Origin of the sequence: Nocardia brasiliensis, assembly GCF_042691675.1 — a bacterium.
GTDB lineage: Bacteria > Actinomycetota > Actinomycetes > Mycobacteriales > Mycobacteriaceae > Nocardia > Nocardia brasiliensis_D.
On the sequence record NZ_CP170507.1, the window covers coordinates 6,316,812 to 6,341,041 of the forward strand.

Here is a 24,230-nt window from a genome sequence, read left to right on the forward strand (position 1 = left end):
GGTACCCAGCAGTGGATTTCCCAACATCCGAGACGCTAGTATCGTTCTATGAGACAGCATAGCGGCATCGGCGTCCTCGACAAAGCAGTGGCGGTGTTGTACGCCGTCGCCGAGCATCCCTGTGGTCTCAACGAGCTGTGCGCCCGCACCGGCCTGCCCCGCGCCACCGCACATCGCCTGGCCGTTGGCCTGGAAGTGCACCGCCTGCTGGCCCGTGACAACACCGGAATGTGGCGGCCCGGCCCCGCCCTCGCCGAGCTCGCCGCCGGCGCCACCGATCCGCTGCTGGAGGCCGCGTCGGCCATCCTGCCCCGGCTGCGCGAGATCACCGGCGAAAGCGTCCAGCTCTATCGCCTGGACGGCAATGCGCGGATCTGCGTCGCGGCGCTGGAACCACCCGTCGGGCTGCGCGACACCGTCCCCGTCGGCGCGCGCCTGCCGCTGACCGCGGGTTCCGCGGCGAAAGTGCTGCTCGCCTGGGCCGACCCCGACCTGCAGCGCACCATCCTCGCCGACGCCGTCTTCGGCGAGCGGGCGCTGACCGAGGTGCGCAAGCGCGGCTGGGCGCAGAGTGCGGCCGAACGCGCCTCCGGCGTGGCCAGCGTTTCCGCGCCGGTGCGCGATGCCGCCGGTGTCGTGATCGCGGCCGTCTCGGTGTCCGGCCCGATCGACCGAATGGGCCGCAGGCCCGGCGCGCGCTGGGCGGCCGACCTGGTCGCCGCCGCGGAGGCACTACACAAGCGGCTATAACACGTTTCAGAAATGACCTTCTAGAGTGAGCCCATGGGAGTCAACCAACGGGCGCAGATCGTCATGTCCGATACCGAGATCACCGAGTTCCTGGAGCGCAGCCGCATCGCCACGCTGGCGACCATCGGCCCCAAGGGCAGGCCACACCTGACCGCCATGTGGTACGCGCTCATCGGCGGCGAGCTCTGGTTCGAGACGAAAACGAAATCCCAAAAGGCGGTCAACTTGCGCCGCGACCCGCGCATCACCTGCATGGTCGAGGCCGGCCAGACCTACGACCAGCTGCGCGGTGTGTCCATCGAGGGCCACGCCGAGCTCATCGGCGACCCCGACAAGCTCTACGCCGTCGGGGTGAGCGTGTGGGAGCGCTATACCGGCCCATACAGCGAGGAGGTCCGTCCCATGGTCGAGACCATGCTGCACAAGCGCACCGCCATCCGCGTCATCCCCGACCGCATTCGCAGCTGGGATCACCGCAAGCTCGGCCTCCCCCGGCTCCCCCTAGGTGGCACCACCGCCCAACCCCTGGACTGACCTGCCTATGCGGTGCGACACAGCACCCGAACGCGCACCGATATCGACCTGACATCGCGCCCCCCGGCGACTAACGTCGAACCGTTCGACACGAATCGGCCGGGCACCGACGCCCGCACGGGTGCGGCGCGCGGCCGCCACGACGAGGAGACGGCGATGGCGGAATCGGATAGTTCCAACCCCTCAGGCAGTGCCGAGGGCACAAGCGCCGACGAGGTAAAGCGCAAGTTCAAAGAGGCGCTGGACCGCAAAAACCAGCACAACGCCCGAACCGCCGACCACCTGGACGGCCGTTCCAAAGGCGCCTCCGCAACCCACGGCAACGCCAGCCACAAGCGAGAATTCCGCCGCAAGAGCGGATAACCCCGCAGACGAGAAAGGCCCCCCGGTCCACCAACTGGGGGGCCTTCGCTTTGCGCCGCACACCCGACGGCGGTCAGCATCAGGCCGCGCCGACAACGCTGGAGCCCAACCTTCGAGACGAAACATGCGCCGCCGACCTACCCACACACGCCGAGGCCGAAGCCCCCCCGACCAGGGGATCCGGGAGCACAGCCCACCGGACGAGACGTTCGCCAAACCCGCGGAAACGAGACATCCCCCGCCCACCTACCCACATGCGCGCCGAGGGCGAAGCCCCTCGGCCAGGGGGCCCGGGGGCGCAGCCCGCCGGGCGGGGCGTGGGGGTTGCACCCCCACAAAAACACGCGAAAACCAGAAAAGGCCCATGCTCTCCATGAGCATGAGCCTGCACTGGTTGTAGCCCCGACGGGATTCGAACCCGCGCTACCGCCTTGAGAGGGCGGCGTCCTAGGCCGCTAGACGACGGGGCCAGGACTGCTTCTCATTCGCATGAGGAGCACCTTTGGTTGATCTTTCGATCAGGAGGCTCGGCTAGCTTAGCTGGCCGGAGCTCGGCGACCAAATCGCCTGCTGCTGTACTGATTTCGGCCGCGCACCGTCCTCGACAACAATCTCTCCGCTGGGGTACCAGGACTCGAACCTAGAATGGCTGAACCAGAATCAGCTGTGTTGCCAATTACACCATACCCCAATGACCTGGTGATTCCGCCTCGCGTCTGGCTGACTGCGAGGCCGCGTTCCGGGCCGAGAAGAAGAGTACCAAACGGCTACCGGTTTACTACAAATCGCCTGGTCCAAGCCATTTTTTCGGCCTAAACGACCGATTCAGGACGTCGCCGACCACTCCTGTGCCGAGCGCAACCGGTCCAGGCTGAGGTCGCGGCCGAGCAGTTCCAGCGACTCGTACAGCGGCGGGCTGATGTGCGACCCGGTCACCGCGACGCGCACCGGAGCGAATGCCTTGCGTGGCTTGAGCCCCAGATCATCGATCAGCGCGGTTTTCAGCGCCTCTTCGATAGCGGGGGTGGACCAGTGTGTCAGCGGCTCCAGCGCGGCAATAGCGGATTGCAATACAGGAGTTGCGTCAGAGCCGAGATTCTTGGCTCCGGCGGCGGGGTCGATCGCAAATTGTTCGGCGGGCGCCAACAGGAAACGCAACAGTTCCCAAGCATCGGACAGAACGACGATCCGGGTCTGCACCAGTTCGGCCGCGGCGGCGAACATCTTCTCGTCGATTTCGGCGCCGATATGACCGTGCCGGGTGAGGTACTCGCGCAGTCGGTTGCTGAAATCACCCGGTTCCAGCAATCGGATGTGCTCGGCGTTGAGCGCGTCCGCCTTCTTCTGATCGAATCGTGCCGGATTCGAATTTACTTTCGATATGTCGAACGCGGCAACCATCTCCGCCATCGTGAACACGTCGTGGTCATCGGCGATGCTCCAACCGAGTAGTGCCAGGTAATTCAGCAAACCCTCGGGGATGAATCCGCGATCGCGGTGGACGAACAGATTCGACTCCGGATCACGCTTGGACAACTTCTTGTTGCCCTGCCCCATGACGAACGGCAGGTGGCCGAACTCCGGCGTGAAGTCGGCCACGCCGATACGGCGCAAGGCGCCATAGAGGGCGAGCTGACGCGGGGTCGAGGAAAGCAAATCCTCGCCGCGCAACACGTGCGTGATCTTCATCAATGCGTCGTCCACCGGGTTGACCAGCGTGTACAGCGGATCACCGGTACCGCGGGTAAGCGCGAAGTCGGGCACCGTGCCCGCCTTGAAGGTGGTCTCGCCGCGCACCAGGTCGTGCCAGGTGAGGTCTTCGTCGGGCATCCGCAGCCGAATCACGGCGGGGCGCCCGGCATCTCGATACGCCTCGATCTGCTGCGCGGTGAGCTCGCGATCGTAGTTGTCGTACCCGAGCTTCGGGTCGCGACCGGCGGCGCGGTGGCGTGCCTCGACTTCCTCAGGCGTGGAGAAGGATTCATAGGCCTCGCCCGCTGCCAGCAGCCGCTGGACCACATCCAGATGCAAGTCCTTGCGCAGCGACTGGCGGTACGGCTCGTAGGGGCCGCCGACCTCCGGTCCCTCGTCCCAGGTGAGGCCGAGCCAGCGCAGCGCGTCGAGCAGCGCGCGGTAGGAGTCCTCGGAATCCCGTGCCGCATCGGTGTCTTCGATGCGGAAGACGAACTTTCCACCGTGGTGCCGGGCGTAGGCCCAATTGAACAGCGCCGTCCGGATCAGGCCGACGTGCGGCGTTCCGGTCGGTGACGGGCAGAAGCGGACCCGTACTTCAGTCATGGCTCTCTTTCGATCGCTAGCGCTGCTTGGCGGCAACGGGATTGATGAGGGTTCCGATACCCTCGACGGTCACGGACACCTGCTGTCCGGCCTGTACCGGGCCGACGCCCTCGGGCGTTCCGGTGAGGATGACGTCACCGGGCAGCAGCGTCATCACCGTGCTGATCCATTCGATGAGCTTCGGAATGTCGTGCAGTAGAAGCGAAGTCCGACTGCGCTGGCGGACTTCACCGTCGAGCTCGGTAACGATCTCCAGATCCGAAGGATCCAAGGACGTTTCGATCCATGGTCCGAGCGGACAGAAGGTGTCGTAGCCCTTGCCCCTGGTCCATTGTCCGTCGTGGCGCTGTTGATCGCGCGCGGTGACGTCGTTGGCGACGGTGTATCCGAGCACCACATCCAGCGCGCGAGCCGCGGACACGTCCTTGCAGGGACGGCCGATGACGACCGCCAGCTCACCCTCGTAGTCGACCTGAGAGGAGCTGGGCGGCATGATGATCGGAGCGTTCGGCCCGATGATCGAGGTATTGGGCTTGAGGAAGATCACCGGGTCTTCCGGTGCGGGCCCGCCCATTTCGGCCGCGTGCGCCGCGTAGTTCTTGCCGATGCAGACCACCTTGCTGGCCAGAATCGGCGCGAGCAGACGCACATCGGCCAGCGCCCAGCTCCGCCCGGTGAACGTCGGCGTACCGAACGGGTGTTCCGCGATTTCCTTCGCGATGCTGTCGCTTCCGTTCCCCTCGATGCTGACGAACGCGACCCCATCGGGACTGGCTACTCGACCTAGACGCATGCCAGGCAGTCTATCGACCGGCTTCCACCTGCCCGAACGCGCCCAACCGAGCAGTCAGCCACCGGTGACCAGCCGAATTCCGGCAATTGTGAGCAGTTCGACAATCCACTCCGGAAATCTGATCGCACGCAGGGTGTAACGTGAGCAACGTTGCTCACTGAATGGGAATTGGTTCCCAAATAATGAGATACAGAGGTGAAGGCGATGACTACCGTGCCACCGATCCAGTCGGCTCGACGGTGGTCCATGCTCGGCCTCGGCGTCTTCGCCCAAGCGGCCAGTGCGGTCTTCGTGCACGGCGTCGCCTTCCTCTTGCCCGCACTCACCGATCGCGGCATGCCGCTGCCCACCGCGGGACTACTGGTGGCCATGCCCACAGTCGGACTGGTCTGCACATTGATCGCGTGGGGGTATGTGGTCGATCGGATCGGTGAACGCAAGGTACTGATCGGCGGCCCGCTGCTGATGCTGCTCGCCGGCGGCGCCGCGGCCACCGTGACGAGCGACATCGCCTTGGGCGCACTGCTGTTGCTCGGCGGCGTCGGCGCGGCCAGCACCAATGGGGCGAGCGGCCGAGTGATCGTCGGCTGGTTTCCACCGCATCGGCGCGGGTTGGCCATGGGAATCCGACAGACCGCCCAGCCGCTCGGTGTCGCCGTCGGCGCGCTGGCCGTGCCCGCCGTCGCAGCGACACACGGTGTGCCCGCGGCGATTCTGGTTCCCGCGGCGATGGCGGGCATCGCCGCGGTGGGTTGCCTGATCGGCATCATCGATCCGCCGCGGCCCGAGGGTGCCGCCACCGATGCGGCATTGCGCGCCAACCCTTATCGCGGCGACACGACTCTGTGGCGCATCCATGCCGTCTCCATTCTGCTGGTCATACCGCAGGGAACGGTATGGACGTTCGCCCTGCTGTGGCTGCACCGGGACGCGGGCTGGTCGTTGGCCGCCTCCGGGATCCTGGTCACCGCCACCCAAATCCTGGGTGCCGCAGGCCGAATCGGGGCGGGCGCCTGGTCCGACCGCGTCGGAAGTCGGCTCGGCCCGTTGCGCGTCGTCGCCATCGCCGCCGTGCTGTCGATGGCCGCGCTGGCACTGGCGGCGTGGGCCCACATGTGGTGGGCCGCAATTCCGTTGCTGGTCGCTGCCTCGGTGATCACCGTCTCGGACAACGGGCTCGCCTTCACCGCGGTCGCCGAGATCGCGGGGCCGTACTGGAGTGGTCGCGGGCTCGGCATCCAGAACACCGGCCAGAATCTCGCGATGGCCGCCGTCCCGCCGGCCTTCGGCGCACTCATCGCCGCAAGCGGTTTCGCCGCCGCCTACCTTCTGGCGGCAGCGCTGGCGGTGGCCGCCGTCCCCTTGGTGCCGGCCGATCGTCGCCCCCAATAGCCGCTCAGCGCCGCAAGATCGAGTCCGCTTCACATCCCGGATCGGGCGCGATGTATTGAAGGCTCAACCCGCGATCACTACTAGGGGCGGCCAAATCGGCTGCCGCCCTCTACAACACGACAACCGACTGATTCGAAACGTCAGCATGTAGAAGGCGCGAATGCTGGTGACCGTCCTAGGAACGTGAGCGAGGCACACACGCGAAACGGCGGGAACGCTGTCATGGCAATAACTTTGACACGATCGATCTGTTCAGCCCGCTGGACAACCTTCGCGATCGGGACGAACTCCCCACGCCGCCAGTAGCATCCATCGCGCTGCGAGTGATCCGGCAGCAGCACGCTCACCCCCCAATACACGTCCGCTATGTCGCATTTAGCGGCACAATGTCGCTAAGTGTTACGATAGAAACATTCCGTCGCTATCACCATCAGGAGTGCGATGCCGAGGATCGACGCACCAACCGTCGCCGAACACCGGGCGAACCAAGAGCGCGCGTTGCTCGACGCCGCGCGGATGGTGTTGTTACAGAACGGCCCGCAGGCGGTGACACCCGCGATGGTCGGCGCGGCCGCCGGACTCGCGCGCAGCAGTGTCTATAAATACTTTCGGTCCGGCGACGAAATCCTGTCCCGGATCGTGGCCGACGCGCTGGCGGAGTGGGGTGAGCGCGTGCGCGATACGGTCGAACGCGCCGAAACGCCCGCAGGTCAGGTCGAGGCATATGTACGAACCACCCTGGCACTGGCCGCCTCCGGCGCCCACCGCATCGCCGTCCTCGGCAGCACACTCCCCCGGGACGAGGCCGCCCGGCGCGATCTCGCCGACGCCCACCACGATCTCGCCGCCCCATTGCGCGCGGCGCTCACCGGCCTCGGCAACCTCAACCCCGACCTGACCGCCGATCTCATCGACGGCGCACTCAGTCGCGCCGTCGAACGCATCGACGCGGGCCGCTGCCACGACGAGATCGCCCCGGAGACAGTCGCGTTCGTCCGCCGTGCGGTCGGTATCAGCCACCGTCAGAGCCGCCACCGCGGCAAGAGCTGAGCCCGGTTCCGGGTCAAACGGCAAGCAGCGCAGCGGGATCGAACGCGACGCGGAACGGCTTGTCCGCGTCGACCACGGCCTCGAAGACAGCGCCCGCGCCGACCACCGGATCGGCGCCATAACCGCCGTCGCCCAGCACCATTCGATGCACCAGCACCTCGGGTTGATGTTCGATGATCCAGTACTGCGGAATCCCGATCGCCGCGTACTCGCGCACTTTTCGCACCCGATCGGTGCGTTCGGTCCCGCTACCCGGCGCGATGACCTCCACGGCGAGTCGCACTTCCGTGCCGGGAACCCGTTTGGGAACGTCCGCGACGACCGCGGCCCTGGCGACCTCACGGGGCACCACGATGATGTCGGGCTTGCGCACCCCGCTCCGGGTGGAGACCTCCCAACCACTGCCGACGCAGAGATGCACGGCGGCACCGACGGCCGCGGCATCGATGAGCCGGCCGAGGCGCTGCGTCACGTGATTGTGCCTGGCACCGGCGGCCACCTCGACCAGCCAGCCGTCCTCTAGTTCGAAACCCTTGCCGCCACCGGGCACATCACGCAGATCCAACCCGGCATAGGGACCGACGTCGGCCCTTCGATTGCCTCGCCGTCCGTTCACCGAACCTCCGTTTCACCAGGTAGGTCCGCATATCCGCCGAGTGAGCTGTAATCCAGCACACATCATGGACCCAATCCATGGTTTACCACGCCACGTCCGGTTCACACGTGACCTTGTTCGGCTTTGCCTCAGACGATGGCGGCGATGCGGTCGCCGATCTCGACCGTCGACGCCGCGCCCGCACGGGCAGCGAGATCCTTGGCGACGGCGGATTCGATCCGGGCGGCGGCTTCGGTGTTGCCGAGATGGTTGAGCAGCAACGAAACCGAGAGGATCGCGGCGGTGGGGTCCGCCTTGGACTGGCCCGCGATATCGGGGGCACTGCCGTGCACCGGCTCGAACATGCTCGGATTGGTCCCGGAGGCATCGATATTGCCGCTGGCGGCCAGGCCGATGCCGCCGCTGACGGCGGCCGCGAGGTCGGTGATGATGTCGCCGAACAGGTTGTCGGTGACGATCACGTCGAACCGGCCCGGATCGTTCACCAGATGAATGGTCGCGGCGTCGATGTGCTGGTAAGCCGTTGCGACATCAGGGAATTCGGCGGCCACCTCGTCCACGGTGCGCTGCCACAGCGAACCGGCGAAGGTGAGCACGTTGGTCTTGTGCACCAGGGTGAGATGCTTGCGGCGGGCCTGCGCCTTCGCGAACGCGTAGCGCACGACGCGCTCGATGCCGAAGCGGGTGTTGGTACTGACCTCGGTCGCCACCTCGTGCGGCGTCTCGACGCGGATCGCACCACCGGTGCCGGTGTACGGACCCTCGGTCCCTTCCCGGACCACCACGAAATCGATATCAGGGCTGCCGGCCAGCGGGCTGGTCACGCCGGGGAACAGCTTGGACGGCCGCAGGTTCACGTGATGGTCCAGCGCGAACCGGGTGCGCAGCAGCAGCCCGCGCTCGAGCACACCGCTCGGTACCGACGGATCACCGATCGCACCGAGCAGGATCGCGTCGTGCTGCTTCAACTCCGGCAGCACCGATTCCGGCAGGATCTCACCGGTCGCGTGGTACCGCTTGGCGCCGAGGTCGTACTCGGTCTTCTCGACACCCGGCACGACCACGTCGAGCACTTTCAGTGCCTGAGCAATGACTTCCGGACCGATGCCGTCGCCGGGGATCACAGCAAGCTTCATGACAACAATGCTCCGTTCGGTATTGCTAGGCGCAGGGTCGGCGACCAGGCACCGCATTGTCAGCGCCGCGCACGCTTCCGATGCCCGCGCGCGAAATCGCTGACGATTTCGCGCGCGGGGCGTCAATGCGTGCGCGACATCGGATCAGAACAGGTCGACGACGACGACCTTTGCGGCACCTACGGATTCGGCGATCGCGGATTCGACGTCGGCGGGGACCTCGCGGTTGACCCGCAGGATCACCGTCGCGCCTTCCTTGTCGACGTCCTGGCTCAGCTGGGCGGCGAGGATGTCGATCCCGGCCTCACCGAGCTTGGTGCCGATCTTGCCGAGTGCGCCCGGCTTGTCCTCGTAGTTCAGCACGGCGACGTTCAGGCCCTCGGCGCGCATGTCGTAGTTGCGGCCGTTGATGTTGACGATCTTCTGCACCTGCTGCGGCTCGGTCAGCGTGCCCGCCACGTTCAGGGTGCGGCCGTCGCCGAACACGGCACGCAGGTCGACGACGCTGCGGTGGCTCGGGCTCTCCGAAGCGGTGGTCACCTGCGCGGTGATGCCGCGCTCCTTGGCCAGGGCCGGCGCGTTGACGAAGGTGACCTGGTCTTCGACCAGCGCGGAGAAGATTCCCCGTAGCGCCGAAAGTTCCAGCACCGCAACGTCTTGCGCGGCAAGCTCGCCACGCACCTGCACCTCGACACTGACCGGCAGTTCGTCGGACAGCGCACCGAGCAGCGCACCCTGCTTTCGCACGATGTCCAGCCACGGCGAGACCTCTTCGCCGACGCTGCCGCCGGTGACATTCACGGCGCCGGGCACGAATTCACCGGCCAGCGCGAGCAGTACCGACTTGGCGACGTCGGTGCCCGCGCGGTCCTGCGCCTCCGAGGTGGACGCGCCGAGGTGCGGGGTCACCACGACCTGCGGCAGCTCGAACAGCGGGCTGTCGGTGCAGGGCTCGGTCTCGAACACGTCCAGGCCCGCGGCCCGCACATGGCCGGACTTGATGGCATCGGCGAGCGCCTGCTCGTCGACGAGTCCGCCGCGCGCGGCATTGACGATGATGACGCCCGGCTTGGTCTTCGCGATGGCTTCCTTGCCGATGATGCCCTTGGTCTCCGGGGTCTTCGGCAGGTGCACCGAGATCAGGTCGGCACGCTCGAGCAGCTCGTCCAGGCTCAGCAGCTCGATGCCGAGCTGGGCGGCACGGGCGGGCGAGACGTAGGGGTCGTACGCGACGATCTTGGTCTCGAAGGCGGCGAGACGCGCGGCGAACAGCTGGCCGATGCGGCCGAGGCCGACCACGCCGACGGTCTTGTCGAAGATCTCGACACCGTTGAACTTGCTGCGCTGCCAGGTGTGTTCGCGCAGCGTGGCATCGGCCGCCGGGATCTGGCGCGCGGCGGCGAGCAGCAACGTGACGGCGTGCTCGGCGGCGGTGTGGATGTTCGAGGTGGGCGCGTTGACCACCATGACACCGCGTTCGGTGGCCGCGGGCACGTCGACATTGTCGAGGCCGACGCCGGCCCGGGCGACGATCTTGAGGTTCTTGCCTGCCTCCAGGACCTCGGCGTCCACCGTGGTCGCGGAGCGCACGAGTAGCGCGTCGGCGTCGGGCACGGCGGCGAGTAGAGCCGGGCGGTCGGGGCCGTCGACCCACCGAACCTCGACTCCGTCACCGAGCGCGTCGACGGTCGACTGGGCAAGCTTGTCGGCGATCAGGACAACAGGACGGCCTGCTTGGCTCACTGTGGAGTACTCCTGGGGAAGGGGTCGGCAATTACCGCCGATCAGCTTAGTGGGCGTGGTTTCGGCGCCTGCTACCCCCTGGTAAGGCGGCCGTCGTCAGTAGGGCCGATTGGCAAAAATATGAAGACCGGTCTACTGTTATGGCATGGGCGCCAAAGGAACCGAGACACGCTGCAAACTCCTCGGCGCCACCCGGGCACTGGTGGAGAAGCACGGATATTTCGGCGCGGGACTCAACCAGATCATCGAGACCAGCGGCGCACCGCGTGGCTCGCTGTACTTCCACTTTCCGGGCGGCAAAGACCAACTCGTCGCCGAGGCGGTAGCCCAGGCGGGCGCCGAAATCGCGGCGCTGATCGATCAGGCCGAACCCGGCGACACCGCCACGGCCGTGACCAGCCTGCTCACCACGTTCGGCGATCGACTGGAAGCCTCCGATTGGCATCACGGCTGCCCGGTCGCCACCGTCACCCTCGACGTTTCGGCCGCGAATGACGCGATCCAGGCCGAATGCGCCGCCGCGTACGCGACATGGGAAGGGGCACTACGCATTCGGCTACAGGCCGACGGACGGTCCGATGCGGCGGACTTGGCCGCGGCGATTCTCGCCATGATCGAAGGCGCCCTGCTCTTGGCCCGCGCCCAGCGCGACCGCGAGCCGCTCGAGCGGGTGGCGCGCACCATTCACGCCATGCTCTGAGCTCTGATCAGCCTTTCCGGCAACAGCTTTCGCATATTCTCAGAATATGTAGACCGGTCTATTAAGGAGAACAGCATGTCCGACAGCATCGTGCTCGGCGCCGCCGGGTTCATCGGCCGCGCCGTGGTAGCCCACCTGCTCACGCAGGGCGGTACCGTCATCGCGGCCGTCCGTCCCGGCGGCGAACAACGACTCACCGCCTGGCTGCACGCACAGGCTGTCGACCCGACCAGGCTCAGCATCGTTTCCTGTGACGTGACCACGAAGGATCTCGGCCTGCCCGCCGACCTCGACGTCGCCACCGTCCGTGACGTCTATAACTGCGCGGCCCGCTTCGCTTTCGGCCTCGGCAAGGACGACGCCTACGCGGTGAACGTGACCGGCGCACTCAACGTGCTCGACTGGGCCGCCGCGCTGCCCGGGTTGCGGCGGGTCGTGCACATCACCGGCTATCGCATCACCGTCGAGGATTCCGACGAACAGAACTATGCGACAGGCGCTTACGGCGCCTCGAAGTTCGAGTCGGATCCGCTGCTGCGCCGGCGGGCGGCCGAGCGTGGCATTCCCTTGACGATCGCCAACCCGAGCAGCGTGCTCGGCCCCGGCCAATACGTCGGGCTCGCAAGCATTGTCGATGATCTGTGGCACGGCAGGCTCGCCGCGATCCCCGGCGGCCGGGAAACCTTCGTCCCGATAGTCGATCTGGACTACTTCGCGGCGTTCCTGACCGAACTGCCGGAGCAGGCCGACACCGCGGGACGATCTTTCACCGTCCTCGACCCGCGAACCCCGGTGCTGCCGGAACTGATTCGGCTCCTGGCCGGGCATATGGGCGTGCGCGCCCCGCGCTTCTCGATTCCGGTCGGCGTCATCGAGAAGCTGCCGCGGGCGTTGACCGGCGCCGATCCCGAAACTCTCCCGTTCATCGCCGACGACCGGTACGACACGGCCGCCGCGGACGAGGTCGCGCACAAAGCCGGACTCGCCATGCCGGACACCGAGACCGTGCTGCGCGCCTGGGCCGATCATCTGGTGTCGAGCCGGTTCGGTGCCGCCGAGGCGGACCCGATCGCCGGATTCGTGGACGGCACTTGGGTTTCCGGGGACCGTGAGCAACCGGCCTATGTACTACTGCATGGGCTACCGGTCGACAGTGACTCTTGGACCGAGGTGCGCAAGCACCTCGAAGGGTCGAGCCTGGTTGCCGATCTGCCCGGGCTGGGACGTTCCGCACCGGGCGAAATCGATGAAGTACTACCGCGATTGATGAGCACCGTGCGCAATCGCCCCGTGCTGGTCGGTCATTCGCTCGGCTGCGGCCCCGTATTGAAATATGCCGCCGCGCACCCGGACCGCATCTCCGGTGTCGTCCTGGTGTCGCCCGCGTTTCTGCAACGGCGGGCCAGTCGAGTCCTGGGTTCACCGCTGGCGGCGGTGGCGTTGCGGCGGATGTCGACAGCCGCGCTGGCGACCCGGCTCGGCATCTCGGCGGGCCCGGCAGTGGACAGTGCGGCCGCGAACTTGCGCAGGCCCGGCGTGGCGGGCCGCACGGTCGCCGCGCTGCGTCGTGCGAGTGCACCCGCACGACGAAACGAGCTGGCCGAGTTGCTTGTCGGTATCGACGTGCCGGTCCGGATCGTTGTCGGCGCGGAAGATCCACTCGCCGTGGCCCTACCGCTAGACGTCGCCGTGATCGAGGGCACCGGACACTACCCGCAGCTGACCCCTCCCGCACAGGTAGCAGCCGAGATCGCACAAGTCGGCGTCCGAGCGGTCGGCGCACCCGCGCGCTAGCGCCCGCGCAACGAGGAGGGCCCCGCACCACTGGGGTGCGGGGCCCTCTCCGGAATCGCGCTCAGGTGGCGCGAGACCCGGTCGATCAATCGACCATTACGTTAATTCAGCGGCCGCCGAAGGATCCCGTCCACAGGGTGTTGACGATTCCGTGGAGAGCGGCACCGAAGGTGTCCAGGAAACCGCCCAGGGCAGCGCTACCGGTGTCGATGATAACGGGGATCATTTAAATACCTCTTCGTTGAAAGACAATCCAGTCGTACTGGCTGACACAAGGCACATCGGCGGCCGGACAAAGTGGGTTACGAAATTCTCTCATTTAGTGATGCAGGTTACAGTCACATCACGAAGAACACCTGGTCAGGTGACCATTTGGTGTCCATGCCCGGAGAACCATGGGCTTGACCACGGCGTATGCGTATCGGCCGTAGCTCGGCCGCAGACCCGTCCGGTAAACATAAAGATCTCTTAAGAAAGCGATGGGAGCCACCTAAGAGAAAGCGGACCGCCCTGGTATGACTCGGACATTTACACCAAGTCGGACATAGTGGTGACGCGCAGTAAATTCCTCGATGACGTCCGCTCAAGGGAGTCATCTGTATGTCGCTGAAACTCCCACGCAGTAACCGCATATGTCGGCTGTATCGACACTGGTTAAACCGGCCCCCCTATTGTTCGCCAGCTTCGCAATGTGGGTTCAGCCCACCGCCGCGACCGCCTGCGAGAAGGCACGCACCCGCGCGGTCTCCCGGTTGCGATGCCAGATCAGCCCGAGTCGTGAGGGGGCCAACCCGGTCACCGGGACGAACGTGACAGAGGGCCGACCGTGGTACGCGGCCGTCGGGTGACACAGCAGCATCGCGCCCAGGTCCGCCGCCACCAGCGCGAGCCCTTCCTCCAGCGTGCCGACCTCGGGTCCCGCCGAGATCACCCGCCCGCCCGGCGTGACATCCAAGGCCTGCGCGCGCCGCCAATAGCGGGGCGCTGGGCCACGGACACCGATCAACGAGAACCCCGCCAGGTCCTCGGCCGATAGTGCGGGCCGCCTGGCCAGCGGATGCCCGCTGCATACGGCCAAAGTCTGCGGTTGCTCGGAAAAAACCTGTCCCAGAACGAGATCGCTCTCCCCCATCGGCAAAAGCACCACGGCCGTGTCGACTTCATGGCGCTGCACCGGGCCGAATGGATCGGCCAGCGAGATCTCTACCAGCTCGGTCGAGCAGTCCGGGAATCTGCGGTGGAACAGCGCGATCGCATCCATCAGGTGCTGGTTGGAGGAACCTTGAAAACCTATGCGCAGCAGTCCATCCACCCCACGCGCGGCCGCACGGGCGTCGTCCACCGTCGCCCGTAGCGCGGCGTAGGCGGGCTGTAGATCCGCCAGGAAGTCCTTGCCGAGCGGTGTGAGCTCGACCTTACGGCTGGTGCGTTCGACCAACCTGGCGCCGACCCGTTGCTCCAGCGCCCGCAACAGCTGGCTCACCCGGCTCTGCGACACGTACAGCCGTTCACCGGCGCGGCCGAAGTGCAGTTCCTCGGCCAGTACGAGGAAGGCCTCCAACTCGCGGACTTCCAGGCCGCCCATTCGCTTCCTCTCCACGGTCGATGAGTACAGCTCATAGAACTATGAGACCTTCGCCGTTGTTTCCGAGCTCCGCGCGCACTTGGCTCGGTGTCATGACAGAGGTTCAGGAAGTCGCGAGCGGTACGGCCGCCCAGCGCAGCTCGACAGCCCAGCGCAGCTCGACGGCCCAGCGCAGCTCGACGACCCAGCGCAGCTCGACCGTGCGCGGATGGCTCGGTGTCGGCGCCGTGACCGCGGGCACATTCACGGTGGTGACCTCGGAGATGCTGCCGGTCGGCCTGCTCACTCCGATCGGCGACGCACTGCGGGTGTCCGAGGGCGTAGCCGGGCTTTCGCTGACGGTCACCGGTCTGGTCGCCGCCGTTTCCGCACCCGTGCTCACCGCCGTCCTCGGTCGCTTCGATCGCAGGTTCGTGATGTGCGTGCTGATGGCGGTGTTGGTACTCGGCAATCTTGGGGCGGCGTGGTCGCCGAACTTCGGTGTCATGCTCGGCGCCCGGGTGCTGGTCGGCATCGGCATGGGCGGCGTGTGGGCGATCGCGGCGAGCCTGGCCACCCGACTGGTGCCCGCTCGGTCGGTCGGTGCGGCGACATCGTTGGTGTTCAGCGGCGTTGCCGTGGCATCGGTGCTCGGCATTCCCGCGGGAACCTACCTGGGCGCGCTCGCCGGATGGCGCGTCGCCTTCCTCGCCGCCGCCGGTCTCGCGGCGCTGGTGTTGATCGCGATGGCGGTGCTGCTGCCGCGCCTGCCCGCGGCGCAGGTGGTTCCGCTCGGCGGTGTGTTCCGACTGCTTCGACAGCCGCGGTTGCGCACGGGTTTGCTTGTTGTCGCGTTTCTGGTGACCGGGCATTTCGCCGCCTACACCTACATTCGGCCGGTGCTCGAGCAAGTGACCGGGGTTGGTGCGGCGACCATCGGGACGCTGCTGCTGGTGTACGGAATCGCCGGTGTGATAGGCAATTTCGGCTCCGGCGCGGCTGCGGCTCGGACACCACGCACGACCCTTATCGCACTCAGCGTGACCTTGGCGGCGACGGTGTTCCTGGTGCCCGCCCTCGGCGGTTCGCTAGCCCTCGCCGCACTGTTGATGGTCGTGTGGGGGCTGTCCTACGGCGGGGTGTCGGTGAGCACGCAGAGCTGGATCTTCGCTGCGTCGCCCGACGCCAAAGAGGGCGCGTCCTCGCTCTTCGCCGGGGTGTTCAACGCCGCCATCGCGCTCGGCTCGCTGGCGGGCGGGCTGGCCGCGGACGCCCTCGGGGTGACCTCGGTGATGTGGCTCGGCGGTGCGCTCGCCCTCGCCGCGCTGTCGACCGCCGCCTTCGGCAGCGCGCCCGGCAGGCCCCAACTGGGCGTTAGCGGAAAATAAGCTGCACTCACGATCGTCGGACACATAGCATCACCGCATGTCCTTGCGCGCGATCCCGGCCTCGATGGACCCGGTGGCACCGATGCATCTACCGACGCTGATGGACCAGTGCGACCTGCCCGCCGAACTGGTTGCGGCGGTGGCCGAGCTGACCGAGCTCAAGTCACGGACCCGCGAAATAAGCAGCGGCACAGTGCCGATGCCGATCGCCGCGTTCATCGAGTCCGAATTCGAGCTGGCCGTAACCGCTTTCCCGAAGACAGCCGACCCGGATCTGGAGCGCGCCCGAACCCGCACGGCGGAGTTCTTCCGCCATGAGGCGCAGTCGGAACCCGTGCTCCCTCGAGGTATCTGAGCGCCCGCCTACGCTTCGGCGACGGCATCCGCGTAGGCCTGCGCCAGCCGCTGCGTGGCGGTCGGCCGGTCCTGGTCCGGGCGGGGAATTCCGAGGTGGGACTCCCGTAGTTCGCCCATGAACTCCGCCCACAGTTCGGGGCCGCCCGACTCCAACAGCTCGGCTCGCACCCGCAGCTGCTTGGTCGTCGGCCGGTGCCACAATCCCCACGCACCGAGTTGCGCCATCACCGGCACCAGCTGGATAGGCGGCTCGCGGTCGAGGGCCGCCGACGGCATTCACCCGCACGGCATAGCGAAAGTCTCCGGAAACGGTGAAAGGCCCCGCACCATGCCGGTGTGGGGCCTTTCAAGAAAGCTTAGGAGCGATCAGATCAGAGAACGCGAACGTCCTGCGCCTGCGGGCCCTTCTGGCCCTGGCCGATCTCGAACTCCACGCGCTGCCCCTCATCGAGGGACCGGAAACCCGCGCCGCTAACGGCCGAGTAATGCACGAAGACGTCGGGGCCTCCGCCGTCTTGCGCGATGAAGCCGAAGCCCTTCTCGCTGTTGAACCACTTCACAATGCCCTGAGCCATTTCATACTTTCTGTAGACGAGCCAGATTCTGGCAAATGGAATGCCCTGGTCTCGTAGATCAACGATGCCATGATCCGACGAATTTCTCCACATGTTGCCCGGCCGACTGTGAGCAAAACAACGCTTGCCGACGGGCTGTTGCCTTCACCTCCCACGCTCTGACAGGCCCCGATCCGGGAACACCAGCCGGATCAGTCGTACAGGTACCTGCGCTTCTTGCCAGGCGCGTTCGTCGTTCCCCGCCGACGAATCGGCCTGTACCGCCTTCACCGCATAGTTCGCCGCATGCATGGCGTGGCCGGCGACATGCGCGGTGGCCGCCGCGTGTCCGGCCGATCGCGCCGCATAGGCGGCCGCGTCGTTGGTTTCTCGGGCCGCGTCGTGCGCGGCGAAGGCGGCATCGCGGGCCTCCGGCATCGTCAGCTCGCCGCGCGCCCACGCCCTGGCGGCGGCGACGGCCGCTGCCGGTCGCACATCATCCGGTCGATCGCGCTCGAACAGCGGCAGCACGTGTTCGGCGCAAGCCGCGGCCCACAACGCCAACGCCGTGTGGTCGCCGCTGTCGAGGGTCACCGACCCGCTCTGATCGCCTCGGTCCGCACGGCCTTCTCCTTCTCGACGCACTTGCTCGCCGATGCTCGGCAACGTCTACTTCCGTTGTGCCGCAAAGGCCATCGTTCTCGGCGCACCATCGCGCCGCTAAGTCATCCTACGACTTTCTACCGCGTCGCGCAGCTCACCTGCCCGCTTGTTCACGAGCGCAGGTAGCGCACCTGGCGCGGTTTGGCTTCGGTGTAGGCGGTGCGTCCGGACAGGTGTTCGGGGACGCCGACCTCCCACCACGCGCCCGCTTCGGTCCAGCTCGACGGTTGGGTGCGGATCACCAGCACGGCCGGACGGGACTCGCCGACGGCGGCATCCCGCGCATCGGCGTAAGCGTCGCGAAACTCGTTCAGGTCAGTGGCGGTGAAGACGGCGCAGCCCAGCGCGCGGGCATGCGCGGCGAAGTCCACCCGCGGCGGCTCGTCGTGGATGGTGCGGCAGTCGGCGTAGAAATTGTTGAACGCCGCGCCGCCTTGTCCCTCCTGCAGGCGGGCGATCACCGCGTAGCCGTCGTTGTCGCAGACGACCGCGACGAACGCGTGGCCCGCGAAGGCCGCCGAGGACAGTTCGGAGTTCAGCATCAGGTAGGAACCGTCGCCGAGCATGGTGGTGACCAGGCCGTCCGTGTGTGCCATGGCCGCGCCCCAGGCTCCGGCGAGCTCGTAGCCCATGCAGGAGAAGCCGTATTCCACGTCCATGGCCGGGGTGCCGCCGCAGGCGCGCCAACCGCCGATGAGTTCGCCGGGCAAGCCGCCCGAAGCGGTCATGACGTAGTCGTTGGGTCCGCTGAGTTCGTTGACGACGCCCACCACCTGGGCGTAGCTCGGCGTGCCCGGCGTGGGGGCGCGCAACTTTTCGATGTGGGCGTCCCAGCTACCGCGCTGAGCTGCGGCGCAGGCGGTCCAGGTGGGATCGACGCGCCATTCGCGCAGGTGCCCCGCCAGGTCACGGACCGTTGCCTCGGCATCGCCGACTATGGCGAGGGCACCGTGCTTGACCGCGTCGAACCGTGCCGTATTGATGGTGACGAGGCGGACTTCTCGCGCGAAGACCGTCCACGAGGCGGTGGTGAAGTCCTGCAACCGGGTGCCGATGGCGAGGACCAGGTCGGCTTCGGCGGCCAGGGTATTCGCCGAGGTCGAGCCGGTGACACCGAGTGGACCGGCGTAGAGCGGATGCTCATGCGACACCAGTGTGCGCCCGGCTGTCGTCTCGACGACCGGAATGCCGTGGCGCTCAGCGAATTCGAGTACGGTGCGGCCCGCGCCCGAATAGCGGACACCGCCGCCGAGCACCAGCAGCGGCCTTGCCGAGTTGCGCAGGGCCTCGGCGGCATCCGCCAGCGCACGCTCGTCGGGCCGGGGACGTAGGACGCGATGAACGACCGGCTCGAACAGCGCGTCCGGGAAGTCGTAGGTCTCGGCCTGCACGTCCTGGGGCAGCGCGAGGGTCACCGGCCCCGCCTCGGCCGGATCGGTGAGCACCCGGACCGCTTGGGGCAGTGTGGAAATCAGCTGCTCCGGCCGGGTGATCCGATCGAAATAGCGGCTCACCGCACGGAAGGCGTCGTTCACCGTCGCGGTCGCGTCGCCGAAGTGCTCGACCTGCTGGAGCACGGGATCGGGTGCGCGGGTAGTGAAGGTGTCGCCCGGAAGCAGCAGCAGCGGAAGACGATTCGCGTGCGCGACACCGGCGGCGGTCACCATGTTCAACGCACCGGGGCCGATCGAGGAGGTGGCCACGCCGACCTGCCGTCGATGGGTCGCCTTGGCGTAGCCGACGGCGGCCAGGGCCATGCCCTGTTCGGTGTGCCCACGCCAGACCGGGATTTCGTCCCGCCGCTCCTGCAAGGCGGTGCCGAGGCCGAGCACATTGCCATGTCCGAAGATGCCGAAAACGGCGGGAAACAACGGCACTTCGCGGCCGTCCAAGGTTTCCGATTGTTGGGCGACCAGCCAGGCCACCAATGCCTGCGCCGCGGTCAGTTTCATCCGATCCGTCCTTCGTGATTGGTGACCGGGCAGCGGGAATCGCGAGACTGTACGTCCCAGCTACCACGTACCCAGCTGTGTGCCGGGTCGTCGCAGAAGGCCATCGAACGCTCCTCGGCGGGGCCCGCCAGCACGTTGAGGTAGTACATCGGATAGCCCGGTGCGGCGATGCACGGCCCGTGATAGCCACGCGGGACCAGGAAGACATCACCGTCGCGCACGGCGACGTTTTCATCGATCGCGCCGTCGGCGGTGTAGGTGCGGTGTATCCCGAATCCCTCGCGTGACGGCGTGGTTCCGTCGCGTCCGGCAATCCGGAAGTAGTAGATCTCCTCGTTGACGACCTCGCAGTCGCTCGCCTCATCGTGCTTGTGCGGCGGATAGGAGGACCAGTTGCCGTCCGGGGTGATCAGCTCGCAGGCATTGAGTTTGTCGGCGTGGTCCCACGCCCCGGGGACGCCGAAGTTGGTGACCTGGCGGGTGGCTCGGCCCGCGCCGCGGATATCGACCGGGACCTCCTCGGCCGGGCCGTATTTGGGCTCCAAGCGGTTGGTACAGCGTGCCATGGGGAGGGCGAGCTCGATGTCACCGTCAGCGGTGAGCTCGACCTCGGCGTCGCGCGGGACGTAGACGAAGTCCGTCACCCGGGTGAACACCGAAGCCCGGCCGGACAATTCGAACGTCATGCCGTCCACGCGCACGGTGCACGCTCCGGCGAGCGGCAGGACGAACGCTTCGTACTCGCCGGTCTCGATTCTCCGCGTTTCACCGGCACGCAGCTTCAGCACCCGCAAGCCGGTGTAGGTCCATCCGGCTTCCTCGGGCGTGAGCAGGATGGGATCGCCACCCTCGCTGAGCGTTCCGGCGGGCCGGTGCAGTTTCATCGCAGGCTTCATCGAGCCTCCTTCAACATCTTGGCCGCCGCGTCGACGGCCGCGCCGACGTCACCGTCGGGTGGGTAGAGCAGGGTGCGGCCGACGACAAGCCCGCGCACCACATCGTGACCGAGGGCACCGTCCCAGAACGCGAGGTCGGCCACCGGATCGCCGGAGGGGGCGCCGCCCAGGACGACCACGGGCAAGGTCGTCGCGTCCAGGACGGAAACGTCTTGCGGCGCAGGGATCTTCAGCCAGGTGTAAGCCGAGGTGACGCCGAGGCCGGACGCCACGGTGATGGCCCGGGACAGCGACGGGGCGTCCTTGCTCATCACCAGGGCACCGGACTGGTCGCGGTGGTACGGCAACGGCTCGACCATGGCCATGAGGCCGTTCGCCGCGAGTTCGGAGACCGCCTGCGCGCACGCCTGCAATGTCGGTACCGTGCCCGCGTCGGAATCGACCAGCCGGAGCAGCATTTTGCCGCCGTCCAGACGGAACCGCGCCAGCGAGTCGGCGTCGTATCCGGTGAAGCGGTCATCGATCTCCCACTCGGCACCGGCCAGACCGCCACGGTTCATCGAGCCGATGACGACCTTGTCGTCCAACGCCCCCAACAGCAGCAGCTCCTCGACCACGTCCGGCGAGCCGAGCACGCCGTCCACGTCCGGGTGGGACAGCGCGATCAGCAGCCGCCCCAGCAGCGCGCGCCGGTCCGCCATGGCGGTCAGGTCCGAGCCGACGCCGAGCGCACCGCGGGCCGGGTGGTCCGCGGCGATCAGGAACAGTGTCTCCTTGCCCGCCAACAGGTTCGGGCGGCGGACCCGTTTCGCATAAGCCCGTTCGACCGCCGCCGGGTCCGTCGCGCGGACGCGCAGCAGTTCACGCCAGCGTTCGTCGGTCAACTGCACGGTAGGTTCTCCCATTCTGTCTTTGCGGTATGCCTCAGCGGCATAACAGTTCCTCGATCTCGGAGTTCGTCGGCATGGCGTCCGCGCACGCCAGCCGGGACGCCACCAGGGCGCCCGCGGCGTTGGCGTAGGTGGCGATGCGGTGCGGGTCCCAGTCCGAGAGCAGGCCGTGGATCAGCGCACCGCCGAATCCGTCGCCCGCACCGAGTCCGCAGACCACCTCGACGCGGCACGGCGGCACCGTCCAACGTTCGTATTCGGTGGCGACGAGCACGCCCTCGGCGCCACGCTTGATCACCGCGAGGCGGACGCCGCGAGCCAGCAGCCGGTCGGCGGCCTCGTCGGGATCGGCTGTCCCGACGGCGACTTGGACCTCGGTGCGGTTACCGACGACGACGCTCACATGATCGACCAGCCAACCGATCTCGGCCCGGGCGGTGTCGACATCCGGCCAGAACATCGGCCGGTAGTCGAGATCCAGCACGGTGTGCCCGTGGCGAGCCCGGCGTTCGAGAATCCGGCGCTGGGTGGTGCGGCCCGGCTCCGCGCTCACCCCGGTGCCGGTAACCCACAGCAGCGGAACCGAATCCACCACCTCCCACGGCACCTCGTCGTCGGTGAGGGTGAGATCCGGTGCAATAGGCGCCCGATAGAACAGCAGCGGCGGATCGGCGGGCGGTTTCAGCTCGCAGAAGACCACCGGCGTCAACAGATCCGGCGCGGTCGACACATAGTCGGCCGATACGCCGAAGTCCGCCAATGCCGTTCGGACGTAGTCGCCGAAGCCGTCCGGACCCACCTTCGTCAGCACCGCACTGCGGCGGCCCAGTCGCGCGGCGGCGACCGCGACGTTGGTCGCGGTGCCGCCCAAGAACTTCGCGAAGGAGTCGACCTCGGCGAGTCCGACACCGCTCTGCTGCGGGTAGAGGTCGACGCCGACCCGGCCGATCGTCAACGCTTCCAGGCCGGTCACGATACGGCCCGCTGCAGTTCGTGCTGCAACGCGTCCAGTTCAGCCCCGCCCGCCATCTGCCGCGTGAGCTCCGACAGATCGATCTCGGTTTTCTCGTACGAGCCGAGCATCGTGCCGCGTTTCAGCAGCAGGAACCGGTCGCCGACCGGGAAGGCGTGGTGCGGGTTGTGGGTGATCAGGATGACCCCGAGCCCCCGATCACGCGCCTGGACAACGTACTTCAGCACCACCCCCGCCTGCTTGACGCCGAGCGCGGCGGTCGGTTCGTCGAGGATCAGCACCTTGGCGCCGTAGTGCACGGCTCGCGCGATGGCGACGCACTGCCGCTGGCCGCCGGAGAGCGTACCGACCGGCTGCTCCATGTCCCGGAGCTCGATACCCATGTCGGCCAACCCTTGTCGGGCGATCTCCCGGCCCTTCTTGCGGTCGAGCAGGCGGAAGGGGCCGGTGGTCGGCTCCGAGCCGAGCACGAAGTTGCGCCAGACACTCATCAACGGCACCACCGCCAGGTCCTGATAGACGGTGGCGATGCCGTGATCCAACGCCGCACGCGGCGAGGACAGTCGGACCGGCTGTCCGTCGATCCGCAGTTCGCCGCGGTCGTGCTGGTGCACGCCCGCCAGGATTTTGATGAGCGTCGACTTGCCCGCGCCGTTGTCACCGAGGATGCAGGTGACCTGGCCCGCGTTCACCACGGTGGACACGTCCTGCAGCGCGACGACGCCGCCGTAGCTCTTGCCGATATCAACGGCCTCGATCAGTGGAGGTGTCATCGGCGTACCCTTTCGGCTCGCTTCTGGAATCTGTTGTTGACCAACACCGCCGCCAGCAGCAGCACGCCGAGGAACAGCATGAACCAGTCACTGTCCCAGCGCGCGAACACAATTCCCTGCCGCGCCATGCCGAAGATCAGCGCACCGATCGCGGCGCCGATGGCCGAACCGAAACCGCCTGTCAGCAGACAGCCGCCGACAACCGCGGCAATGATGTAGTGCAATTCGAGTCCGACTCCCTGATTGGCCTGCACGCTGGTGAAACGCAGGATGCCGCAGGAGCCGACCACCCAACCGGCGAACGCGGTGGTCATGAAGAGCACGATTTTCGTCCGATCCGCGGGCACACCGACGGCACGCGCGTTCGTCAACGAACCGCCCACCGCGAAGATCCAGTTGCCGAATTTGGTGCGCACCAGCACGATCGCGGCGATCGCGGTCAACACGATCCACCAGACGACCGAGGCCTGGATGCGAGCATCACCGATGTTCAACGTCGAGGCGAATACCCAGCCTGCTGAGTTGTAGCCGTCCGCGCTCCGAATTCCCGACACCTGTACGGTTCCGGTGACCAGCCGCGTGACGCCGAGGTTCAGGCCCTGTAGCGCAAGGAAAGTGCCGAGCGTGACGATGAAGCTCGGCAACCCCGTGCGCATCACGAGCCAGCCGTTGAACGCGCCGACGAGCAAAGCCAGTACCAGTGAGGCCAGCAGCGCGAACCAGACGTTCCAGCCCGCGTGCACCGCGAGCAGTGCGGTGACCAACGCGGTCGACGCGGTCATCACACCGGCCGACAGATCGAACTCACCACCGATCATCAACAGCGCCACCGCGACCGCCATGATGCCGAGCGTGGACGAATCGTCCAGCCAGGTCGCGATGCCCAGCGGACTCAGGAAGCGATCGGTGATGATCGAGAAGAACACGAACACCAGCAGCGCGCCGAGCGCGGCACCGATCTCCGGCCGGACGACCAACCGCTGCATCAGCGTCGGCCCCTTCGGTTGCGAGCCCGGCGCGGCCTCGGATGCTTTTGTGGCAACAGTCATTT

Annotated in this window: 24 protein-coding genes and 2 tRNA genes; 9 read left to right on the forward strand and 17 right to left on the reverse strand. The window is 67.0% G+C overall.

Annotation, left to right across the window (positions count from 1 at the left end):
• Window positions 1-48 precede the first annotated feature (48 nt).
• The 3 genes from ACFK0J_RS29110 (at window position 49) to ACFK0J_RS29120 (ending at window position 1,647) form a co-directional block, all read left to right on the forward strand.
• Window positions 49-750, forward strand: a complete 702-nt coding sequence (locus ACFK0J_RS29110; RefSeq protein WP_218470654.1) for an IclR family transcriptional regulator — start codon at window positions 49-51, stop codon at window positions 748-750.
• Between the two features lie 33 nt (window positions 751-783).
• Window positions 784-1,284 (forward strand): PPOX class F420-dependent oxidoreductase, encoded by a 501-nt coding sequence (locus ACFK0J_RS29115; protein WP_378732685.1) that lies wholly within the window; start codon window positions 784-786, stop codon window positions 1,282-1,284.
• A 156-nt stretch (window positions 1,285-1,440) separates the two neighbouring features.
• On the forward strand, window positions 1,441-1,647 hold the full coding sequence (locus tag ACFK0J_RS29120; protein WP_218470656.1) for a DUF5302 domain-containing protein: 207 nt from the start codon (window positions 1,441-1,443) through the stop codon (window positions 1,645-1,647).
• A gap of 397 nt (window positions 1,648-2,044) precedes the next feature.
• Here the strand turns inward: ACFK0J_RS29120 and ACFK0J_RS29125 are convergent.
• From ACFK0J_RS29125 to ACFK0J_RS29140, 4 genes are all read right to left on the reverse strand, one after another.
• Window positions 2,045-2,117, reverse strand: a tRNA-Glu gene (locus tag ACFK0J_RS29125).
• A gap of 149 nt (window positions 2,118-2,266) precedes the next feature.
• Window positions 2,267-2,338 (reverse strand) — tRNA-Gln (locus ACFK0J_RS29130).
• Between the two features lie 134 nt (window positions 2,339-2,472).
• Entirely contained in the window at window positions 2,473-3,945 is a 1,473-nt protein-coding gene (gene gltX / locus ACFK0J_RS29135; RefSeq protein ID WP_378732687.1) for a glutamate--tRNA ligase, read from the reverse strand.
• 16 nt (window positions 3,946-3,961) lie between these two features.
• Window positions 3,962-4,738, reverse strand: a complete 777-nt coding sequence (locus ACFK0J_RS29140; RefSeq protein ID WP_378732689.1) for a fumarylacetoacetate hydrolase family protein — start codon at window positions 4,736-4,738, stop codon at window positions 3,962-3,964.
• 204 nt (window positions 4,739-4,942) lie between these two features.
• On the opposite strand from ACFK0J_RS29140, the gene ACFK0J_RS29145 reads away from it, so the two are divergent.
• Both ACFK0J_RS29145 and ACFK0J_RS29150 read left to right on the forward strand, forming a co-directional pair.
• Window positions 4,943-6,130 (forward strand): MFS transporter, encoded by a 1,188-nt coding sequence (locus tag ACFK0J_RS29145; protein ID WP_378732691.1) that lies wholly within the window; start codon window positions 4,943-4,945, stop codon window positions 6,128-6,130.
• Window positions 6,131-6,571: 441 nt separating this feature from the next.
• Window positions 6,572-7,180 carry a TetR/AcrR family transcriptional regulator gene (locus ACFK0J_RS29150; RefSeq protein WP_378732693.1) on the forward strand — a complete coding sequence of 203 codons (609 nt, stop codon included), beginning with the start codon at window positions 6,572-6,574 and terminating at the stop codon, window positions 7,178-7,180.
• Between the two features lie 13 nt (window positions 7,181-7,193).
• Here ACFK0J_RS29150 and ACFK0J_RS29155 read toward each other — a convergent pair whose 3' ends face one another.
• The 3 genes from ACFK0J_RS29155 to serA all read right to left on the reverse strand — a co-directional run bounded on the left by ACFK0J_RS29155 (window position 7,194) and on the right by serA (window position 10,675).
• Window positions 7,194-7,796 (reverse strand): Uma2 family endonuclease, encoded by a 603-nt coding sequence (locus ACFK0J_RS29155; RefSeq protein ID WP_378732695.1) that lies wholly within the window; start codon window positions 7,794-7,796, stop codon window positions 7,194-7,196.
• 128 nt (window positions 7,797-7,924) lie between these two features.
• Window positions 7,925-8,932: a 3-isopropylmalate dehydrogenase gene (locus ACFK0J_RS29160; protein WP_378732696.1), complete on the reverse strand. Its 1,008-nt coding sequence runs from the start codon at window positions 8,930-8,932 to the stop codon at window positions 7,925-7,927.
• A 144-nt stretch (window positions 8,933-9,076) separates the two neighbouring features.
• A complete protein-coding gene (serA, locus tag ACFK0J_RS29165; RefSeq protein ID WP_378732698.1) occupies window positions 9,077-10,675 on the reverse strand; it encodes a phosphoglycerate dehydrogenase in 1,599 nt (532 codons plus the stop codon).
• 145 nt (window positions 10,676-10,820) lie between these two features.
• Here serA and ACFK0J_RS29170 point away from each other — a divergent pair, with 145 nt between their 5' ends.
• Both ACFK0J_RS29170 and ACFK0J_RS29175 read left to right on the forward strand, forming a co-directional pair.
• Complete coding sequence (locus ACFK0J_RS29170; protein WP_378732700.1) at window positions 10,821-11,375, forward strand: TetR/AcrR family transcriptional regulator; 555 nt, start codon at window positions 10,821-10,823, stop codon at window positions 11,373-11,375.
• A 75-nt stretch (window positions 11,376-11,450) separates the two neighbouring features.
• Window positions 11,451-13,169 carry an alpha/beta fold hydrolase gene (locus ACFK0J_RS29175; protein WP_378732702.1) on the forward strand — a complete coding sequence of 573 codons (1,719 nt, stop codon included), beginning with the start codon at window positions 11,451-11,453 and terminating at the stop codon, window positions 13,167-13,169.
• A gap of 697 nt (window positions 13,170-13,866) precedes the next feature.
• Here ACFK0J_RS29175 and ACFK0J_RS29180 read toward each other — a convergent pair.
• Complete coding sequence (locus ACFK0J_RS29180; RefSeq protein WP_378732704.1) at window positions 13,867-14,769, reverse strand: LysR family transcriptional regulator; 903 nt, start codon at window positions 14,767-14,769, stop codon at window positions 13,867-13,869.
• A 77-nt stretch (window positions 14,770-14,846) separates the two neighbouring features.
• Between ACFK0J_RS29180 and ACFK0J_RS29185 the strand changes: the two genes are divergently transcribed.
• Both ACFK0J_RS29185 and ACFK0J_RS29190 read left to right on the forward strand, forming a co-directional pair.
• A complete protein-coding gene (locus ACFK0J_RS29185; RefSeq protein WP_378732706.1) occupies window positions 14,847-16,121 on the forward strand; it encodes an MFS transporter in 1,275 nt (424 codons plus the stop codon).
• 37 nt (window positions 16,122-16,158) lie between these two features.
• The gene (locus ACFK0J_RS29190; protein WP_378732708.1) at window positions 16,159-16,476 is read left to right on the forward strand and encodes a DNA polymerase beta superfamily protein; all 318 of its coding nucleotides are present in this window, start codon (window positions 16,159-16,161) and stop codon (window positions 16,474-16,476) included.
• Window positions 16,477-16,484: 8 nt separating this feature from the next.
• Here the strand turns inward: ACFK0J_RS29190 and ACFK0J_RS29195 are convergent, their stop codons facing one another.
• From ACFK0J_RS29195 to ACFK0J_RS29235, 9 genes are all read right to left on the reverse strand, one after another.
• Entirely contained in the window at window positions 16,485-16,754 is a 270-nt protein-coding gene (locus ACFK0J_RS29195) for a hypothetical protein (RefSeq protein ID WP_378732710.1), read from the reverse strand.
• A 95-nt stretch (window positions 16,755-16,849) separates the two neighbouring features.
• A complete protein-coding gene (locus ACFK0J_RS29200) occupies window positions 16,850-17,053 on the reverse strand; it encodes a cold-shock protein (protein ID WP_054814460.1) in 204 nt (67 codons plus the stop codon).
• A 144-nt stretch (window positions 17,054-17,197) separates the two neighbouring features.
• The gene (locus ACFK0J_RS29205; protein WP_378732712.1) at window positions 17,198-17,626 is read right to left on the reverse strand and encodes a putative immunity protein; all 429 of its coding nucleotides are present in this window, start codon (window positions 17,624-17,626) and stop codon (window positions 17,198-17,200) included.
• A gap of 179 nt (window positions 17,627-17,805) precedes the next feature.
• A complete protein-coding gene (gene iolD / locus ACFK0J_RS29210) occupies window positions 17,806-19,647 on the reverse strand; it encodes a 3D-(3,5/4)-trihydroxycyclohexane-1,2-dione acylhydrolase (decyclizing) (protein WP_378732714.1) in 1,842 nt (613 codons plus the stop codon).
• Entirely contained in the window at window positions 19,644-20,543 is a 900-nt protein-coding gene (gene iolB, locus ACFK0J_RS29215) for a 5-deoxy-glucuronate isomerase (protein ID WP_378732716.1), read from the reverse strand. Before iolB ends, iolD begins: the two co-directional genes overlap by 4 nt.
• Window positions 20,540-21,433 (reverse strand): aldolase, encoded by an 894-nt coding sequence (locus tag ACFK0J_RS29220; protein WP_378732718.1) that lies wholly within the window; start codon window positions 21,431-21,433, stop codon window positions 20,540-20,542. The genes iolB and ACFK0J_RS29220 overlap by 4 nt, the downstream gene beginning before the upstream one ends.
• 34 nt (window positions 21,434-21,467) lie before the next feature.
• On the reverse strand, window positions 21,468-22,406 hold the full coding sequence (gene iolC / locus ACFK0J_RS29225; protein WP_378732719.1) for a 5-dehydro-2-deoxygluconokinase: 939 nt from the start codon (window positions 22,404-22,406) through the stop codon (window positions 21,468-21,470).
• Window positions 22,403-23,179, reverse strand: coding sequence for an ATP-binding cassette domain-containing protein (locus tag ACFK0J_RS29230; protein ID WP_378732721.1), 777 nt, complete (start codon window positions 23,177-23,179; stop codon window positions 22,403-22,405). The genes iolC and ACFK0J_RS29230 overlap by 4 nt, the downstream gene beginning before the upstream one ends.
• A complete protein-coding gene (locus tag ACFK0J_RS29235) occupies window positions 23,176-24,228 on the reverse strand; it encodes an ABC transporter permease (RefSeq protein WP_378732723.1) in 1,053 nt (350 codons plus the stop codon). The genes ACFK0J_RS29230 and ACFK0J_RS29235 overlap by 4 nt, the downstream gene beginning before the upstream one ends.
• Window positions 24,229-24,230: the final 2 nt, after the last annotated feature.

What these genes read in the sequence shown, in the direction of transcription:
- ACFK0J_RS29170 (WP_378732700.1), top strand. Translation starts at nt 10,821, where the DNA reads ATGGGCGCCAAAGGAACCGAGACACGCTGCAAACTCCTCGGCGCCACC.
- ACFK0J_RS29145 (WP_378732691.1), top strand. Translation starts at nt 4,943, where the DNA reads ATGACTACCGTGCCACCGATCCAGTCGGCTCGACGGTGGTCCATGCTC.
- ACFK0J_RS29110 (WP_218470654.1), top strand. Translation starts at nt 49, where the DNA reads ATGAGACAGCATAGCGGCATCGGCGTCCTCGACAAAGCAGTGGCGGTG.
- gltX (WP_378732687.1), bottom strand. Translation starts at nt 3,945, where the DNA reads ATGACTGAAGTACGGGTCCGCTTCTGCCCGTCACCGACCGGAACGCCG.
- ACFK0J_RS29190 (WP_378732708.1), top strand. Translation starts at nt 16,159, where the DNA reads ATGTCCTTGCGCGCGATCCCGGCCTCGATGGACCCGGTGGCACCGATG.
- ACFK0J_RS29160 (WP_378732696.1), bottom strand. Translation starts at nt 8,932, where the DNA reads ATGAAGCTTGCTGTGATCCCCGGCGACGGCATCGGTCCGGAAGTCATT.
- iolD (WP_378732714.1), bottom strand. Translation starts at nt 19,647, where the DNA reads ATGAAACTGACCGCGGCGCAGGCATTGGTGGCCTGGCTGGTCGCCCAA.
- ACFK0J_RS29120 (WP_218470656.1), top strand. Translation starts at nt 1,441, where the DNA reads ATGGCGGAATCGGATAGTTCCAACCCCTCAGGCAGTGCCGAGGGCACA.
- ACFK0J_RS29200 (WP_054814460.1), bottom strand. Translation starts at nt 17,053, where the DNA reads ATGGCTCAGGGCATTGTGAAGTGGTTCAACAGCGAGAAGGGCTTCGGC.
- iolB (WP_378732716.1), bottom strand. Translation starts at nt 20,543, where the DNA reads ATGAAGCCTGCGATGAAACTGCACCGGCCCGCCGGAACGCTCAGCGAG.
- ACFK0J_RS29235 (WP_378732723.1), bottom strand. Translation starts at nt 24,228, where the DNA reads ATGACTGTTGCCACAAAAGCATCCGAGGCCGCGCCGGGCTCGCAACCG.
- ACFK0J_RS29140 (WP_378732689.1), bottom strand. Translation starts at nt 4,738, where the DNA reads ATGCGTCTAGGTCGAGTAGCCAGTCCCGATGGGGTCGCGTTCGTCAGC.
- ACFK0J_RS29185 (WP_378732706.1), top strand. Translation starts at nt 14,847, where the DNA reads ATGACAGAGGTTCAGGAAGTCGCGAGCGGTACGGCCGCCCAGCGCAGC.
- ACFK0J_RS29150 (WP_378732693.1), top strand. Translation starts at nt 6,572, where the DNA reads ATGCCGAGGATCGACGCACCAACCGTCGCCGAACACCGGGCGAACCAA.
- ACFK0J_RS29175 (WP_378732702.1), top strand. Translation starts at nt 11,451, where the DNA reads ATGTCCGACAGCATCGTGCTCGGCGCCGCCGGGTTCATCGGCCGCGCC.
- ACFK0J_RS29230 (WP_378732721.1), bottom strand. Translation starts at nt 23,179, where the DNA reads ATGACACCTCCACTGATCGAGGCCGTTGATATCGGCAAGAGCTACGGC.
- ACFK0J_RS29195 (WP_378732710.1), bottom strand. Translation starts at nt 16,754, where the DNA reads ATGCCGTCGGCGGCCCTCGACCGCGAGCCGCCTATCCAGCTGGTGCCG.
- ACFK0J_RS29115 (WP_378732685.1), top strand. Translation starts at nt 784, where the DNA reads ATGGGAGTCAACCAACGGGCGCAGATCGTCATGTCCGATACCGAGATC.